At 67.4% G+C, this 15,439-nt stretch carries 11 protein-coding genes; 9 read left to right on the top strand and 2 right to left on the bottom strand.

Annotated elements, in window-relative coordinates; translation table 11 throughout:
- Positions 1 to 16 precede the first annotated feature (16 nt).
- The 5 genes from KGR00_RS17080 to eno all read left to right on the top strand — a co-directional run bounded on the left by KGR00_RS17080 (position 17) and on the right by eno (position 6,222).
- Positions 17 to 1,435, top strand: a complete 1,419-nt coding sequence (locus KGR00_RS17080; RefSeq protein WP_224418974.1) for an FAD-dependent oxidoreductase — start codon at positions 17 to 19, stop codon at positions 1,433 to 1,435.
- Between the two features lie 142 nt (positions 1,436 to 1,577).
- Positions 1,578 to 2,147 (top strand): cupin domain-containing protein, encoded by a 570-nt coding sequence (locus tag KGR00_RS17075; RefSeq protein ID WP_224418975.1) that lies wholly within the window; start codon positions 1,578 to 1,580, stop codon positions 2,145 to 2,147.
- A gap of 125 nt (positions 2,148 to 2,272) precedes the next feature.
- Positions 2,273 to 3,928: a CTP synthase gene (locus KGR00_RS17070; RefSeq protein ID WP_224418976.1), complete on the top strand. Its 1,656-nt coding sequence runs from the start codon at positions 2,273 to 2,275 to the stop codon at positions 3,926 to 3,928.
- 17 nt (positions 3,929 to 3,945) lie between these two features.
- Positions 3,946 to 4,791 (top strand): 3-deoxy-8-phosphooctulonate synthase, encoded by an 846-nt coding sequence (kdsA, locus tag KGR00_RS17065; RefSeq protein ID WP_224418977.1) that lies wholly within the window; start codon positions 3,946 to 3,948, stop codon positions 4,789 to 4,791.
- Positions 4,792 to 4,926: 135 nt separating this feature from the next.
- A complete protein-coding gene (gene eno / locus KGR00_RS17060) occupies positions 4,927 to 6,222 on the top strand; it encodes a phosphopyruvate hydratase (RefSeq protein ID WP_224418978.1) in 1,296 nt (431 codons plus the stop codon).
- Between the two features lie 581 nt (positions 6,223 to 6,803).
- Here eno and fdxA read toward each other — a convergent pair.
- Together fdxA and mutS are read right to left on the bottom strand one after the other, a co-directional pair.
- Positions 6,804 to 7,127: a ferredoxin FdxA gene (fdxA, locus tag KGR00_RS17055; protein WP_224418979.1), complete on the bottom strand. Its 324-nt coding sequence runs from the start codon at positions 7,125 to 7,127 to the stop codon at positions 6,804 to 6,806.
- Positions 7,128 to 7,314: 187 nt separating this feature from the next.
- Complete coding sequence (gene mutS / locus KGR00_RS17050; protein WP_224418980.1) at positions 7,315 to 9,909, bottom strand: DNA mismatch repair protein MutS; 2,595 nt, start codon at positions 9,907 to 9,909, stop codon at positions 7,315 to 7,317.
- 341 nt (positions 9,910 to 10,250) lie between these two features.
- Between mutS and KGR00_RS17045 the strand changes: the two genes are divergently transcribed.
- From KGR00_RS17045 to alaS, 4 genes are all read left to right on the top strand, one after another.
- Positions 10,251 to 10,784 carry a nicotinamide-nucleotide amidohydrolase family protein gene (locus KGR00_RS17045; RefSeq protein WP_224418981.1) on the top strand — a complete coding sequence of 178 codons (534 nt, stop codon included), beginning with the start codon at positions 10,251 to 10,253 and terminating at the stop codon, positions 10,782 to 10,784.
- 148 nt (positions 10,785 to 10,932) lie between these two features.
- Positions 10,933 to 12,000 carry a recombinase RecA gene (gene recA / locus KGR00_RS17040; protein WP_224418982.1) on the top strand — a complete coding sequence of 356 codons (1,068 nt, stop codon included), beginning with the start codon at positions 10,933 to 10,935 and terminating at the stop codon, positions 11,998 to 12,000.
- A gap of 9 nt (positions 12,001 to 12,009) precedes the next feature.
- Positions 12,010 to 12,474: a regulatory protein RecX gene (locus KGR00_RS17035; protein WP_224418983.1), complete on the top strand. Its 465-nt coding sequence runs from the start codon at positions 12,010 to 12,012 to the stop codon at positions 12,472 to 12,474.
- Positions 12,475 to 12,734: 260 nt separating this feature from the next.
- On the top strand, positions 12,735 to 15,344 hold the full coding sequence (gene alaS / locus KGR00_RS17030) for an alanine--tRNA ligase (RefSeq protein WP_224418984.1): 2,610 nt from the start codon (positions 12,735 to 12,737) through the stop codon (positions 15,342 to 15,344).
- The last annotated feature ends 95 nt before the right edge of the window (positions 15,345 to 15,439 follow it).

The raw sequence follows: 15,439 nt of genomic DNA, 5'->3' as shown, positions 1-15,439 counted from the left end.
CAGAGGAGAGACGACCATGGCAAACCGTCTGAACAACGACTTCCAGTTCATCGATGTCGGCCGTCAGGATCCGCAGAAGAAGGATGCGCGCAAGCGGGCCAGGCAATTCGCCGAGATCTACGAGCCCTACAAGCCCGGCGAGGCGGCCAGCCAGGCGCATCGCTGCCTGCACTGCGGCAACCCGTACTGCGAGTGGAAGTGCCCGGTCCACAACTACATCCCCAACTGGCTGAAGCTGGTCAGCGAGGGCAGCATCCTCGAGGCCGCCGAGCTCTCGCACCAGACCAATACCCTGCCCGAGGTGTGCGGCCGGGTGTGCCCGCAGGACCGGCTGTGCGAGGGCGACTGCACCCTCAACGACGGCTTCGGCGCGGTGACCATCGGCTCGGTGGAGAAGTACATCACCGACACCGCCTTCGCCATGGGCTGGCGCCCGGACATGTCCAAGGTGACCTGGACCGACAAGCGCGTGGCGGTGATCGGCGCCGGCCCGGCCGGGCTGGGCTGTGCCGATATCCTGGTGCGCAACGGCGTCAAGCCGGTGGTCTACGATCGCTACCCGGAGATCGGCGGCCTGCTGACCTTCGGCATTCCCGAGTTCAAGCTCGAGAAGCACGTCATGGAGCGCCGTCGCGCGGTGTTCGAGGAGATGGGCATCGAGTTCCGCCTGAACACCGAGATCGGCAAGGACGTCGCCATCGACGACCTGCTCGAGCAGTACGATGCGGTGTTCATGGGCATGGGCACCTACAAGTACATGCAGGGCGGCTTCCCCGGCGAGGACCTGCCCGGTGTCTACAAGGCGCTCGACTACCTGGTGGCCAACGTCAATCACTGCCTGGGCTTCGAGAAGGACCCCGCCGACTACGTGTCGATGGAAGGCCGGCGCGTGGTGGTGCTGGGCGGCGGCGACACGGCCATGGACTGCAACCGCACGGCGATTCGCCAGGGCGCGACCGGCGTGACCTGCGCCTACCGTCGCGACGAGGAGAACATGCCCGGTTCCAAGCGCGAGGTGGCCAACGCCCGCGAGGAGGGGGTCGAGTTCCTGTTCAACCGCCAGCCGGTGGCGGTGGTCGGTGAGGAACGCGTCGAGGGCGTCAAGCTGGTGCGCACGCGTCTCGGCGAGCCCGACGAGAACGGTCGCCAGCGCCCCGAGGTGGTGCCCGGCTCCGAGGAAGTGCTGGCGGCGGATGCGGTGATCATCGCCTTCGGCTTCCAGCCCAGCGACATCGTCTGGTTCGACGAGCAGGGCATCCAGGTCGACGAGCGCGGCCGGGTAACTGCTCCGGAGCATGGCCAGTTCGCCTTCCAGACCAGCAACGAGAAGGTCTTCGCTGGCGGCGACATGGTGCGCGGCTCCGACCTGGTGGTCACCGCGATCCACGAAGGCCGCCAGGCCGCCGAGGGAATTCTCGACTACCTCGGGGTGTGATTCGTTGACACGTTTCACTCGGCATCCGACGCCCCGCCGTGACGGGGCGTCGTCGTCGATGATGGTTCGCTCGCAATCGATTTTGGATTTGCCGCCAGGGTGGATAGACTGACGTTATCGTTGATGACGGGACGTCGGTGCCATGGAGGATGAATTGGAAACCCCGGGGGTGGGCGCGCCCGCCGCAGAGGCGATCGCCCCCGAACGCTTTTGCTTCCAGGACGACGGGAGGATTCCCAACAGCCGCCTCGCCACCCTGGTCTTTCGCGCCCGTTCCGATGTCCGGCTCGGCGATCTCGACCGAGAACGGCTGGCGACGCTCTTCGGCGAGCGTTTCACCGCCAGCGGCTGGCGACCCAGCTGGCGCGGCGGGGTATTCGACTATCACCATTATCACTCCACCGCTCACGAGGCATTCGGCGTGCTGTCCGGCTGGGGGCGCCTGCGCCTGGGCGGCGAGGCGGGGAGCGACGTCGAGCTGCGCCTCGGCGACGTGGTGGTACTGCCCGCCGGCACCGGTCACTGCCATCTGGAATCCAGCGAGGACTTCCTGCTCCTGGCGGCCTATCCCCAGGGGCAGCCGAGCGTGGACCTGATCGGCGCCGACCCGGCCCGGCACGACGCCGCGGTGGCGCGTATCGCCGCGGTGTCGCGACCCGCGCGCGACCCCCTGGGCGGCGAGATGGCACGCTGGTGGCCCGCGCCGGCGTGACGCCCGTCGGGGGCGGCCGGTGGCAACGGGGCAAATTGAGCGCCCGGGACGAATCTGCTATTCTGGCGTCCCATCCGGGCCCGTTCCCTCCAGGCCATTATTGATCACGTTTCAACAGGTTCTCCATGACACGATATATCTTCGTGACCGGCGGCGTTGTGTCCTCTCTCGGCAAGGGCATCGCGTCGGCCTCGCTGGCGGCGATTCTCGAGGCGCGTGGCCTCAAGGTCACCATCCTCAAGCTGGACCCGTACATCAACGTCGATCCGGGCACCATGAGCCCGTTCCAGCACGGCGAGGTATTCGTCACCGAAGATGGCGCGGAGACCGATCTCGACCTGGGGCACTACGAGCGCTTCATCCGCAGCCGGATGACCCAGAGCAACAACTTCACCACCGGGCGCGTCTACGAGCACGTGCTGCGCAAGGAGCGCCGCGGCGACTACCTGGGCGGCACGGTGCAGGTGATTCCGCACATCACCGACGAGATCAAGCGCCGGGTGATCGAGGGTGGCAAGGATTACGACGTGGCACTGGTGGAGATCGGCGGCACGGTGGGCGACATCGAGTCGCTGCCGTTCCTCGAGTCGATTCGCCAGTTGCGCAGCGAGGTGGGCGCCAATCGCGCGCTGTTCATGCACCTCACGCTGGTGCCCTACATCAAGACCGCCGGCGAGACCAAGACCAAGCCCACCCAGCACAGCGTCAAGGAACTGCGCTCGATCGGCATTCAGCCCGACATCCTGATCTGCCGCAGCGAGGTCGAGCTCGAGGAGACCGAGCGGCGCAAGATCGCGCTGTTCACCAACGTCGAGGAGCGTGCCGTCGTCCCCCTGCAGGACGCCGATACCATCTATCGCATTCCGCTGATGCTCCACGAGCACGGTCTCGACGAGATCGTCTGCGACAAGTTGCGCCTCGAGGCGCCGGCCGCCGATCTGGCCGAGTGGATCCGCGTGCTCGACGCCAAGCTCAACCCGCTCAAGTCGATCAACATCGCCATGGTCGGCAAGTACATGGAACTGCTCGACGCCTACAAGTCGCTCAACGAGGCACTGGTCCACGCCGGCATCCAGACCCGCGTCAAGGTCAACATCGACTACATCGACTCCGAGGACATCGAGCGCCACGGCACCGAGCGCCTGGCCGGCAAGGACGCCATCCTGGTACCCGGCGGCTTCGGCGAGCGCGGTGTCGAGGGCAAGATCGCCACGGCGCGTTACGCCCGCGAGAACGGCATTCCGTATCTCGGCATCTGCCTGGGGATGCAGGTGGCGGTGATCGAGTTCGCGCGCAGCCAGGCCGGCTGGGGCGACGCCAACTCCACCGAGTTCACCCGCGACACCCAACACCCGGTGGTTGGCCTGATCACCGAGTGGATCAATCCCGAGGGCAAGATCGAGCTGCGCGACGAGGCCTCGGACCTGGGCGGCACCATGCGTCTGGGCGGTCAGGTCTGCCATCTCAAGCCGGGTACCCGTGCCCGCGAGGTGTACGGCATGGAGGCGATCACCGAACGTCACCGCCATCGCTTCGAGGTCAACAACCAGTTCGTCGAGCAGCTCGAGGAGGCCGGCCTGGTGGTCTCCGGCAAGAGCGTCGACAATTCGCTGGTGGAGATGATCGAGTTGTCCGACCACCCCTGGTTCGTGGCCTGTCAGTTCCACCCGGAGTTCACCTCCACGCCGCGCGATGGCCACCCGCTGTTCACCGGTTTCGTCAACGCCGCGCTGGAGCAGAAGGCGGCGCGTGCCCGTGCCCACGCGAGCGTGCAGAGCTGAACGCCACAGGAGGGGTAATGACGCAGAAGACACTCGAATTCGCCGGCCTCAGGGCCGGCAATTCATTGCCGCTGATGCTGTTCGGCGGCATGAACGTGCTCGAATCCCGCGAACTGGCTCTCGAGGTCGCCGAGACCTACGTCGAGGTGACGCGTCGCCTGGGCATCCCCTATGTCTTCAAGGCCAGCTTCGACAAGGCCAATCGCAGTTCGATCCACTCCTTCCGTGGACCCGGGCTGGAAAAGGGCCTCGAATGGCTGGCCGAGATCAAGGCGCGCTTCGACGTGCCGGTGATCACCGACGTCCACGAGCCTTGGCAGGCCGCGCCGGCCGCCGAGGTCGCCGACGTCATCCAGTTGCCGGCCTTCCTCGCCCGCCAGACCGATCTGGTGGTGGCGATGGCCGAGACCGGCGCGGTGATCAACATCAAGAAGCCGCAGTTCCTGGCCCCGCACGAGATGCGCCACATCATCAACAAGTGCCTCGAGGCGGGTAACCAGCGGCTGATCCTCTGCGAACGCGGCTCGAGCTTCGGCTACAACAACCTGGTGGTCGACATGCTGGGCTTCGGCGACATGAAGGAGACCGGCTACCCGGTGTTCTTCGACGTCACCCATTCGCTGCAGCGTCCCGGCGGACGCGCCGACAGCGCCGGCGGACGCCGTCAGCAGGTCGCCGAGCTGGCCCGGGCGGGCGTCGCCGTGGGGCTGGCGGGTCTGTTCCTCGAGGCCCATCCCGATCCCGACAATGCCAAGTGCGACGGGCCCTGTGCGCTGCCGCTCGATCGCCTCGAGCCCTTCCTGACCCAGCTCAAGTCGCTCGACGAGATGGTCAAGGGCTTCGAGCCGCTAAGGATTTCCTGAAGGGCATGCTGCCGCCGTGTCGCGATGCCGAAGCCCGGCCGGCGATGCGGCAGCATGGCCCGTCCTGCCTGCGGCGGGACCCCCATGCGGAGCCGTGAGTACGCTACTCTCAACGCTGACAAAGGACGATTCACGATGAGCAAGATTGTCGATATCCAGGCCCTCGAGGTCCTCGATTCCCGCGGCAACCCCACGGTCCAGGCCGAGGTGACCCTCGACGACGGTTCCCGCGGTACGGCCTGTGCCCCGAGCGGTGCCTCCACCGGCTCCCGCGAAGCGCTGGAGCTGCGTGACGGCGACAAGTCCCGTTACCTGGGCAAGGGCGTGCTCAAGGCGGTCGAGGCGGTCAACGGCAAGATCCGCGAGACGCTCGTCGGCCTGGAGGCCAGCGATCAGCGCGCACTGGATCAGGCCATGCTCGATCTCGACGGCACCGACAACAAGGCCAACCTCGGCGCCAACGCCATCCTCGCCGTGTCGCTGGCCGCCGCCAAGGCCGCCGCGACCAGCCGGCAGCAGCCGCTCTACGCCTACATCGCCGGGCTCTACGGTCGGCCGGGGCAGTACAGCATGCCGGTGCCGATGATGAACATCCTCAACGGCGGCGAGCATGCCGACAACAACGTCGACATCCAGGAGTTCATGATCCAGCCGGTGGGCGCGCCGAACTTCCGTGAGGCGCTGCGTATGGGCGCCGAGATCTTCCACGCCCTCAAGAAGGTGCTCGCCGGTCGCGGCCTGTCCACCTCGGTGGGCGACGAGGGCGGTTTCGCCCCCAACCTGGCGTCCAACGCCGAGGCGCTGGCGGTGATCAAGGAAGCCGTCGAGAAGGCCGGTTACACCCTGGGCAAGGACGTGACCCTGGCACTCGACTGCGCCTCCAGCGAGTTCTACGAGAACGGTCAGTACAACCTGGCGGGCGAGGGCAAGTCCTACGACGCCGCCGGCTTCACCGAGTATCTCGCTGGACTGTGCGACGACTACCCGATCGTGTCCATCGAGGACGGCATGGACGAGTCCGACTGGGACGGCTGGAAGGCGTTGACCGACAAGCTCGGTGACAAGGTGCAACTGGTCGGTGACGACCTGTTCGTCACCAATACGCGCATCCTCAAGCGTGGCATCGACGAGTCCATCGGCAACTCGATCCTGATCAAGTTCAACCAGATCGGCTCGCTCTCCGAGACGCTGGACGCCATCAAGATGGCTCAGGATGCCGGCTTCACCGCGGTGATCTCGCATCGCAGCGGCGAAACCGAGGACACCACCATCGCCGATCTGGCGGTGGCGACCTCCGCCGGCCAGATCAAGACCGGCTCGCTGTGCCGCAGCGATCGTGTCGCCAAGTACAACCGCCTGCTGGTGATCGAGCAGCAACTGGGCGATCAGGCCCGCTATCCCGGCCTCGCCGCCATCAAGGGCCAGGGCTGAGTCCCGCCACCGCCGGGCCCTGGTGCCCGGCGGCTTCCCTCTATCCACTCCACGCCCCCCTTCCCCCCTTTCTTCGGCATTCGGCACCGGCGTATCGAACGCTGCCGGCGCCTGACCGGCTGGATGATTTGTCAGCCAAAGCCTAACGGCGTGTAAGTCATTTCCTACAAAATGTGTCCGCCGCTGGTATTTCGTTACGCTGTTCGTGTCCGACATATTTTCTTAGTCAATTGATTTTTGGGTATTTTTTAGAAAATTTGTCGAAGGGTGGCGGACAGGCGAGTGACAGGGACCCATTGGGTCGTTTCCCGCACTGCGTCAAAATACAGCCTCGGAATGGGAAGCGACTTGGCTCTCTACGGCAGGATGCCACGGGATGCAGCGTGACGATCCGTCCCTCGCCGCAGGAGGCGGCGGGGGGCAGGGAAAGGGTCGAAGGAAGCGGGCAGAGGGCGTTGCCCAGCATGGAGCGATTGGAGCGGGCGGCCGACTATGGCCGCCTTTTTTCGTGGTCTGTCGACGCTGGTCTGACGTGTCCGTCGCGTCGGTGCCGAGCGGGGGTGTAGACGGCGTCCGGCCGCTCAGCGCTCGAGCAGGGCCTTCTTGCCGGACTTGCCGTCCCATTCCTCGGCGTCGGCCGGCGGGTCCTTCTTCTCGGTGATGTTGGGCCACACCTCGGCGAGTTCGGCGTTGAGTTCGAGGAACTCTTGCTGGTCGTCGGGCATCTCGTCCTCCGAGTAGATCGCCTCGGCCGGGCATTCCGGCTCGCACAATGCGCAGTCGATGCACTCGTCGGGATGGATCACCAGAAAGTTGGGGCCTTCATAGAAGCAGTCGACCGGACAGACCTCGACGCAGTCGGTGTATTTGCACTTGATGCAGTTTTCGGTGACGACGAATGTCATGGCATCTCCCTCGGAACATGGCAGGTCCGACGCGACCGATTCGCCGGGCCTTGTCGGTCATGACTGGTTATAAGTAATGAGGCCATTATGAGCCTCTATTCTAAATCGGGGCTCATTCTAGTCCCGCCCCGCGCGGAACGGCAAGCCGCCCCATCGAACGTTTGGGCATGATCTCATGCCGCCCGGGTCATAGCCGTTCCCGCCAGCGATAGAGCAGTTCCAGCGCCTGACGCGGGGTGAGTTCGTCCAGCGCCAGACCGCCGAGCTCGTCGACGAGCGGGTGAGTCGTGCTGGCGAAGAGGTCGGGCTGCTGGGGGCTGGCGGTTGCCGATGCCGTCGGCGCACGCGGGCGCGCCTGCCCCTGGTCGATCTCGTTCTGCTCGAGCCCGGCCAGCTTCTCGCGGGCGCGTGCCACCACCGCCGGCGGGACGCCGGCGAGCTGGGCGACCTGCAGGCCGTAGCTCTGACTGGCCGGGCCCTCTTCGACGCGGTGCATGAAGACGATGCCATCGCCGTGCTCGGCGGCGGTGAGATGGACGTTGGCCACGCCGTCGAACTGCTCGGTGAGGGCGGTCATCTCGAAATAGTGGGTGGCGAACAGCGTCAGGGCGCGCAGGTTGGCGAGGTGCTCGGCGCTCGCCCAGGCCAGTGACAGGCCGTCGAAGGTGCTGGTGCCGCGGCCGATCTCGTCCATCAGCACCAGGCTCTCGGCGGTGGCGTTGTTGAGGATGCTGGCGGTCTCGGTCATCTCGACCATGAACGTCGAACGACCGCCGGCCAGGTCGTCGCTGGAGCCGATACGCGTGAAGATGCGGTCCAGCGGCCCGATCTCGGCGGCGTCGGCGGGCACGAAGCTGCCGCTGTGGGCGAGCAGGGCGATCAGCGCCGCCTGGCGCATGTAGGTCGACTTGCCGCCCATGTTGGGCCCGGTGATCACCAGCATGTGGCGCGCCGGGTCGAGGTGCAGGTCGTTGGGCACGAAGGGCGCGTCGGAGACGTGCTCGACCACCGGGTGACGACCGCCGTGGATGGTCAGGCCGGGGGTCTCGGCGAGCCGCGGGCGCACCAGGTCGAGCGCCAGGGCGCGTTCGGCGAAGGCCACCAGCACGTCGAGGGCGGCCAGCGCGCGGCCGCTGGCCTGCAGCGCCTCCAGTTGCGCGCCGAGGGTATCGATCAGGCTCTCGTAGAGCAGCTTCTCGCGGGCCAGCGCCCGCGACTTGGCGGACAGTGCCTTGTCCTCGAACTCCTTGAGTTCGGGAATGATGAAGCGTTCGGCGTTCTTCAGCGTCTGGCGGCGGATGTAGTCGGCCGGCGCCTCGCGGGCCTGGGCGCGGGGGATCTCGATGTAGTAGCCGTGGACGCGGTTGTAACCGACCTTGAGCCCGGTGAGTCCGGTGCGTTCGCGCTCGCGGGTCTCCAGCTTGACCAGGAAGTCGCCGGCGTGTTCGGCCAGGCCGCGGAACTCGTCGAGTTCGTCGTCGAAGCCCTCGGCGATCACGCCGCCGTCGCGAATCACCACCGGCGGGCTCTCGACCAGGGCTCGGGTCAGGGTGTCGGCGAGTTCCGGATAGGGACGGATATGACGCTTGAGCCCGTCCAGGGCGGTACCCTCGTCGAGGCTGGCAAGGGTCGCCTGAAGGTCGGGCAGGGCGTTGAGCGCATCGCGCAGGCGGGCCAGGTCCCGCGGCCGGGCGCTGCGCAACGCGACGCGGGCGAGGATCCGCTCGACATCGCCGATCTGCTTGAGCGTTTCGTGCAGGGGCAGATAGGTGTCGCCGTCGAGCAGCAACTGCACGGCGCCCTGGCGCGCCGAGACCTGGTCGCGATCGCGCAACGGGCGGTTGAGCCAGCGCTTGAGCAGCCGCGAGCCCATTGCCGTGGCAGTGGTATCGAGCACGCTGGCCAGGGTGTTCTCGCCGCCGCCGCCGAGGTTGGTATCGATCTCCAGGTTGCGCCGGCTGGCGGCGTCGATCACCACCGAATCGTCGCGGCTCTCGACACCCAGCGAGGTGACGTGCGGCAGGCGCGAGCGCTGGGTATCGCGGGCGTAGTCGACCAGCACCCCGGCGGCGGTGATCGCGCACTCGAGATGCGCGCAGCCGAAGCCGCGCAGGTCGGCGACGCCGAACTGGTCGCACAGCAGGCGATGGGCCGACTCGGGGTCGAACAGCCAGGCGCTCTGACGCTTGAGGCCGGCCCGCTCGGCGAGCGTCGGCGGCAGGTCGGCGCCATCGGCGACCAGCAGTTCCGCCGGCGACAGGCGCTGGATCTCGGCGAGCATGTCGGCGTCGCCGTCGACTTCGAGCACGCTGAAGCGCCCGCTGGAAAGCTCCAGCCAGGCCAGCCCCCAACGCTCGCCACGGGCGTGCAGGGCCAGCAGCAGGTTGTCGCGGCGGGCGTCGAGCAGTGCCTCGTCGTGCAGGGTGCCGGGGGTGACGATGCGCACCACCTTGCGCTCCACCGGACCCTTGCTGGTCGCCGGATCGCCCATCTGCTCGCAGATCGCCACCGACTCACCGGCCTTCACCAGTCGTGCGAGATAGCCCTCGGCGCTGTGATAGGGCACCCCCGCCATGGGAATCGGCGCACCCGCCGACTGGCCGCGGGCGGTGAGGGTGATGTCGAGCAGCTGCGCGGCACGCTTGGCGTCGTCGTAGAACAGCTCGTAGAAATCACCCATACGATAGAAGAGCAGCACGTCCGGGTGGTCGCGCTTGATCTTCAGGTACTGAGCCATCATCGGCGTGTGAGTCTGCGACTTGCTGGCAACCGCATCTGACATGGCGTCTGGCATCTTCCGTCTGACTGGGGCTCCGCCGGAGCCGAGGTTGGCCGATCATTCTAGCGCAGTCCCGCGAAGGCATGACAGGGCGGGCCTCGCCTCGGCGGGTCGACGTCGGCCTTGCCCGGATCGGCTATGCGCCTGCTGGTCGTGCCATCGCCGGCGATCCTGCCCTGGGTCGGGTCGGGTCGGGTCGGGTCGGGTCGGGCCGGGGCTAGGCGATGGGGCCGGGCCCGGCTGTCGTCAGGCCGTCGAGACGTCCGACAGGCCGGCGACGCCGGGTAAACCCTCGGCGGTCGGGTCTGCTAAGCTGTCGCCGTCAACCGCCAAGGAGCCTTTCGGTGAGCCACGACGATTCCCTGAGCCGTCTCGATCTCGCGACCCTCGGCGAACGCCTCAAGCGTGCCTGCCTGGCGCGCGGCGCCACGGTCACCACCGCGGAGTCCTGCACCGGTGGTGGGGTGGCCAGTGCGATCACCGACATCGCCGGCAGTTCCGCCTGTTTCGAAACCGGCTACGTGACCTATTCCAACGCCGCCAAGACGCGCCTGCTGGGCGTGCCGGCGGCCTCGATCGAGCGTCACGGCGCGGTCAGCCGCGAGACCGTCGAGGCGATGGTCGTCGGGGCCTGCCGGGAGAGCGGCGCCACGCTGGGGGTGGCGATCAGCGGCGTCGCCGGCCCCGACGGCGGCACGCCCGACAAGCCGGTGGGCACGGTCTGGTTCGCCTGGGGCGACGCCGCCGGGGCGGACAGCGAATGCCGCCACCTCGCCGGCGATCGCCGGGCCGTCCGCGAGCAGGCGGTACGCGTGGCGCTGGCCGGGCTGATCGACCGGCTGGAAGCGGCTGTCGACGATCCGGCCTCGCGTAATTAAAGACCGGGCGAGGGATAGGCGCGCGACGATTTTTTCGCCATAATACTGTTCAACCATACAGTAAGCGAGCCAGACCAGTCGAGGCGGGCCAACGGGGCCGAATGCCGTCGCGCTGGAGCGGCTTTCACGCGTTTTCAGGAGGCCTTTCATGGCACAGGACGAGAATCGTTCCAAGGCGCTCAACGCGGCGCTGTCGCAGATCGAGCGGCAATTCGGCAAGGGCACGGTGATGCGCCTGGGCGATACCCCGCGGGTCACCATGCCCTCGGTGTCCACCGGCTCGCTGGGCCTGGACATCGCACTGGGCATCGGTGGCCTGCCGCTGGGCCGGGTGGTCGAGATCTTCGGTCCCGAGTCCTCGGGCAAGACCACGCTGACGCTGTCGGTGATCGCCCAGGCCCAGAAGCAGGGCAAGACCTGTGCCTTCATCGATGCCGAGCACGCCCTCGACCCGAGCTACGCCGAGAAGCTCGGCGTCAATCTCGACGATCTGCTGGTCTCGCAACCGGACACCGGCGAGCAGGCGCTGGAGATCTGCGACATGCTGGTGCGTTCCGGCGGGGTCGACGTGATCATCATCGACTCGGTGGCGGCACTGACGCCGCGCGCCGAGATCGAGGGCGAGATGGGCGATTCCCACGTCGGCCTCCAGGCGCGGCTGATGTCCCAGGCGCTGCGCAAGATCACCGGCAACATCAAGAACGCCAACTGCATGGTGGTGTTCATCAACCAGATCCGCATGAAGATCGGCGTGATGTTCGGCAGCCCCGAGACCACCACCGGCGGCAACGCGCTGAAGTTCTATTCCAGCGTGCGTCTGGACATTCGCCGCACCGGCTCGGTCAAGCAGGGCGACGAGGTGACCGGCAACGAGACCCGCGTCAAGGTGGTCAAGAACAAGGTCTCGCCGCCGTTCCGCCAGGCCGAGTTCCAGATCCTCTACGGCAAGGGCATCTACCACGCCGGCGAGGTGGTCGATCTGGGCGTGCAGTGCAAGCTGGTCGACAAGGCCGGCGCCTGGTACAGCTACCAGGGCAACAAGATCGGCCAGGGCAAGGCCAACGCCGCCCAGTACCTCGAGGACAACCCGGCGGTGATGGAGGAGATCGAGAGCCAGATCCGCGCCCAGCTGCTCAGCACGCCGGAGCCCAAGGCCAAGGAGGGCGAGGCCGAGCCCGCCGAGACGCCCGCCGAGGACGACAACGATCTGCTGTAAGCGTTGGCCATGACCGCTGATTCATCGTCCACGCCGCGCGACGACGCCATTCGCCTGCTGGCGCGTCGCGAATATGCCGCGGCCGAGTTGCGCAGCCGCCTGACCGCCAAGGGCCACGACCCGGCAACGGTCGAGGCGGCCATCGCCCGGCTCGCCGAGGAGGGGCTGCAGTCGGATGCGCGCTTCGTCGAGCATTTCGTGCGCAGCCGTGTCCAGCGCGGCCAGGGGCCGGTCAAGGTCCGTGCGGAACTCGGCCAGCGCGGCGTGGCTGACGAACTGATCGGCGAAGCCCTTCGCGACGCCGAGTGCGACTGGTACGCCCTGGCCTGCGAGGTGCTGGCCAAGCGCTTTGCCGGCCCCGGCGACGCGCCGCGCGAACGGGCCCGCCGGCAGCGTTTCCTGGCTCAGCGGGGCTTCGATGCCGAGCAGACCCGCCACGCCCTCGAACATGCCTGGCACGGCGCCGACGACTGAACGCCGGACGGCGTCGCCGTCGTCCGCCCACCCGTTTTTCCGACGTCCTGCGCGCCGCCTCCCGGCGTGCCTCGACGCCACCCCTTCTTTAGTCCCCCGCTGAACGCGTTATACTAGTGCGCCTTGCGACGGCTCAGGACGGCCTGTTTCCGTCATTTTCCGCCACGCTTCGCGCACGTTTCGTGCCATCGCGTCGGGCGAGCATGGCCGAGCGCAGTCCGTTTTCGGAAAAGCCTAAAGCCCATTGCCATGGACTCATTATGAAAAGCGCAGACATCCGACAGGCCTTTCTGACCTTCTTCGAGGAGCAGGGGCACACCATCGTGCCGTCGAGTTCGCTGGTCCCCGACAACGACCCGACCCTGCTGTTCACCAATGCCGGCATGGTGCCGTTCAAGGACGTCTTCCTGGGTCGCGACCCGCGCCCCTACGTGCGCGCCACCTCGGCCCAGCGCTGCGTGCGCGCCGGCGGCAAGCACAACGACCTCGACAATGTCGGCTACACCGCGCGCCACCACACCTTCTTCGAGATGCTCGGCAACTTCAGTTTCGGCGACTACTTCAAGCGCGACGCGATCCGTTTCGCCTGGACCTTCCTCACCGAGCGTCTGGGCCTGCCGGCCGACAAGCTGTGGGTCACCGTCCACGTCAGCGACGACGAGGCCGAGAAGATCTGGAAGGAGGAGATCGGTGTCGATCCCGAGCGCTTCTCCAAGCTCGACGAGGACAACTTCTGGCAGATGGGCGACACCGGGCCCTGCGGGCCGTCGTCGGAGATCTTCTTCGACCACGGTCCCGAGGTCGCCGGTGGCCCGCCGGGCAGCCCCGACGAGGACGGCGATCGTTACATCGAGATCTGGAACCTGGTGTTCATGCAGTTCGATCGCGACGCCGCGGGCAACCTGAATCCGCTGCCCAAGCCGTCGATTGACACCGGCATGGGGCTGGAGCGCGTCGCCGCGGTCCTCCAGGGCGTGCACTCCAACTACCAGATCGATCTGTTCCAGAACCTGCTCGAGGCGGCCGCCGGCATCATCGGCCACGCCGATACCGCGACGCCATCGCTGCGGGTGATCGCCGACCATATCCGTTCCTGCGCCTTCCTGATCGCCGACGGTGTGCTGCCCTCCAACGAGGGACGCGGCTACGTGCTGCGCCGGATCATCCGCCGCGCGGTGCGCCACGGCCACAAGCTGGGCGCCCGCGAGCCGTTCTTCCACAAGCTGGTGGCGGCGCTCGACGGCGAGATGGGCGAGGCCTACCCGGAGCTGCGCAAGGCGCGCGAGCAGATCGAGAAGGTCCTGCTCAAGGAAGAGGAGCAGTTCGCGCGTACCCTGGACCACGGCATGGGCCTGCTCGAGGCGGCGCTGGCCGAGCTGCACGGCGAGGTGCTCGCCGGCGAGACGGTGTTCAAGCTCTACGACACCTACGGCTTTCCGTTCGACCTGACTGCCGATATCTGTCGCGAGCGTGGCGTGATCCTCGACGAGGTGGGCTTCCAGCGCGAACTCGAGGCCCAGCGCGAGCGCGCCCGGGCGGCCAGCCAGTTCGGTGCCGACTACAGTGCGGCGGTCGACGTCGAGGGCGAGACCACCTTCACCGGCTACGAGCGCCTCGAGGACGAGTCCCGGGTCACCGCTATCGTCGACGGCGAGGGCAACGCCCTGGCGGCGCTCGAGGCCGGCCAGAGCGGGGTGGTGGTGCTCGACCGCACGCCGTTCTACGGCGAATCCGGCGGTCAGGTGGGTGACACCGGCTATCTCGAGGCCGACGGCGTGCGCTTCGAGGTCAGCGACACCCAGAAGCAGGCCGGGCACCACCTGCATCACGGCGTGGTGATCGAGGGCACGCTCGAGGTCGGTGCCACGCTGGTGCCGCGGGTCGACGCCTCGCTGCGTGCCGCGACCATGCGCAACCACTCGGCCACCCACCTGCTCCACGAGGCGCTGCGGCGGGTGCTCGGCGAGCATGTCCAGCAGAAGGGCTCGCTGGTCACCGCCGAGCGTTTGCGCTTCGATTTCAGCCATTTCGAGGCGATCGGCGCGGAACAGCTCGACGAGATCGAGGCGATCGTCAACCGCGAGATTCTCGCCAACGCCGCGACCCGCATCGAGCACATGACTCTCGACGAGGCCAAGGCCAGGGGCGCGGCGGCGCTGTTCGAAGCCAAGTACGGTGAGGACGTCCGCGTGCTGACCATCGGCGCCGACGATTTCTCGGTCGAACTGTGCGGCGGCACCCACGTGGCGCGCAGCGGCGACATCGGCGCCTTCCACATCCTCGCCGAGACCGGCGTGGCCGCCGGCGTGCGGCGTATCGAGGCGGTCACCGGCGAGGGCGCGCTGGCCTACTTCCGCGACCAGGAGGCGCGCCTCGTGCGGATCGGCGAGCGGCTCAAGGCCAAGCCCGAGCAGGTCGAATCGCGTGTCGAATCGCTGCTCGAGCGCAACCGCACGCTGGAAAGGGAGCTCGAGCGGCTCAAGGCCAAGCTGGCCAGCGCGGCGAGCAGCGACATGCTCGACGAGACCCACGAGGTCGCCGGGGTCCGGGTGCTGGCCAAGCAGCTCGAAGGCGTGTCCGGCAAGGAACTGCGCACTCTGATGGACCAGCTCAAGAACAAGCTGGGCTCCGGGATCCTGGTGCTCGGCGTGGCCGACGAGGCGGCCGGCAAGGTGAGCCTGATCGCCGGCGTCACCGACGATCTCACCGCGCGGGTCCGGGCCGGGGAGCTGGTCAACCACGTCGCCGGTCAGGTCGGCGGCAAGGGGGGCGGTCGCGCCGACATGGCGCAGGCCGGCGGCAGCCAGCCGGCGGCGCTCCCCGAGGCCCTGGCCAGCGTTCCCGGCTGGGTCGAACGACAACTGGGCTAGACTCTTCGCAAGGGCCGTGCGGCATGATGCCTGCGGCCCTTTCTCGTGACCGGCTGGTGACCGGCCGGTCGGCGGTGGACTAGCTCGACATTCAT

It is taken from the genome of Modicisalibacter sp. MOD 31.J, assembly GCF_020147985.1.
Classification (GTDB): Bacteria; Pseudomonadota; Gammaproteobacteria; order Pseudomonadales; family Halomonadaceae; genus Modicisalibacter; species Modicisalibacter coralii.
The sequence above is the reverse complement of the archived record's forward strand: the minus strand, read 5'-3'. Positions and strand labels throughout refer to the sequence as shown.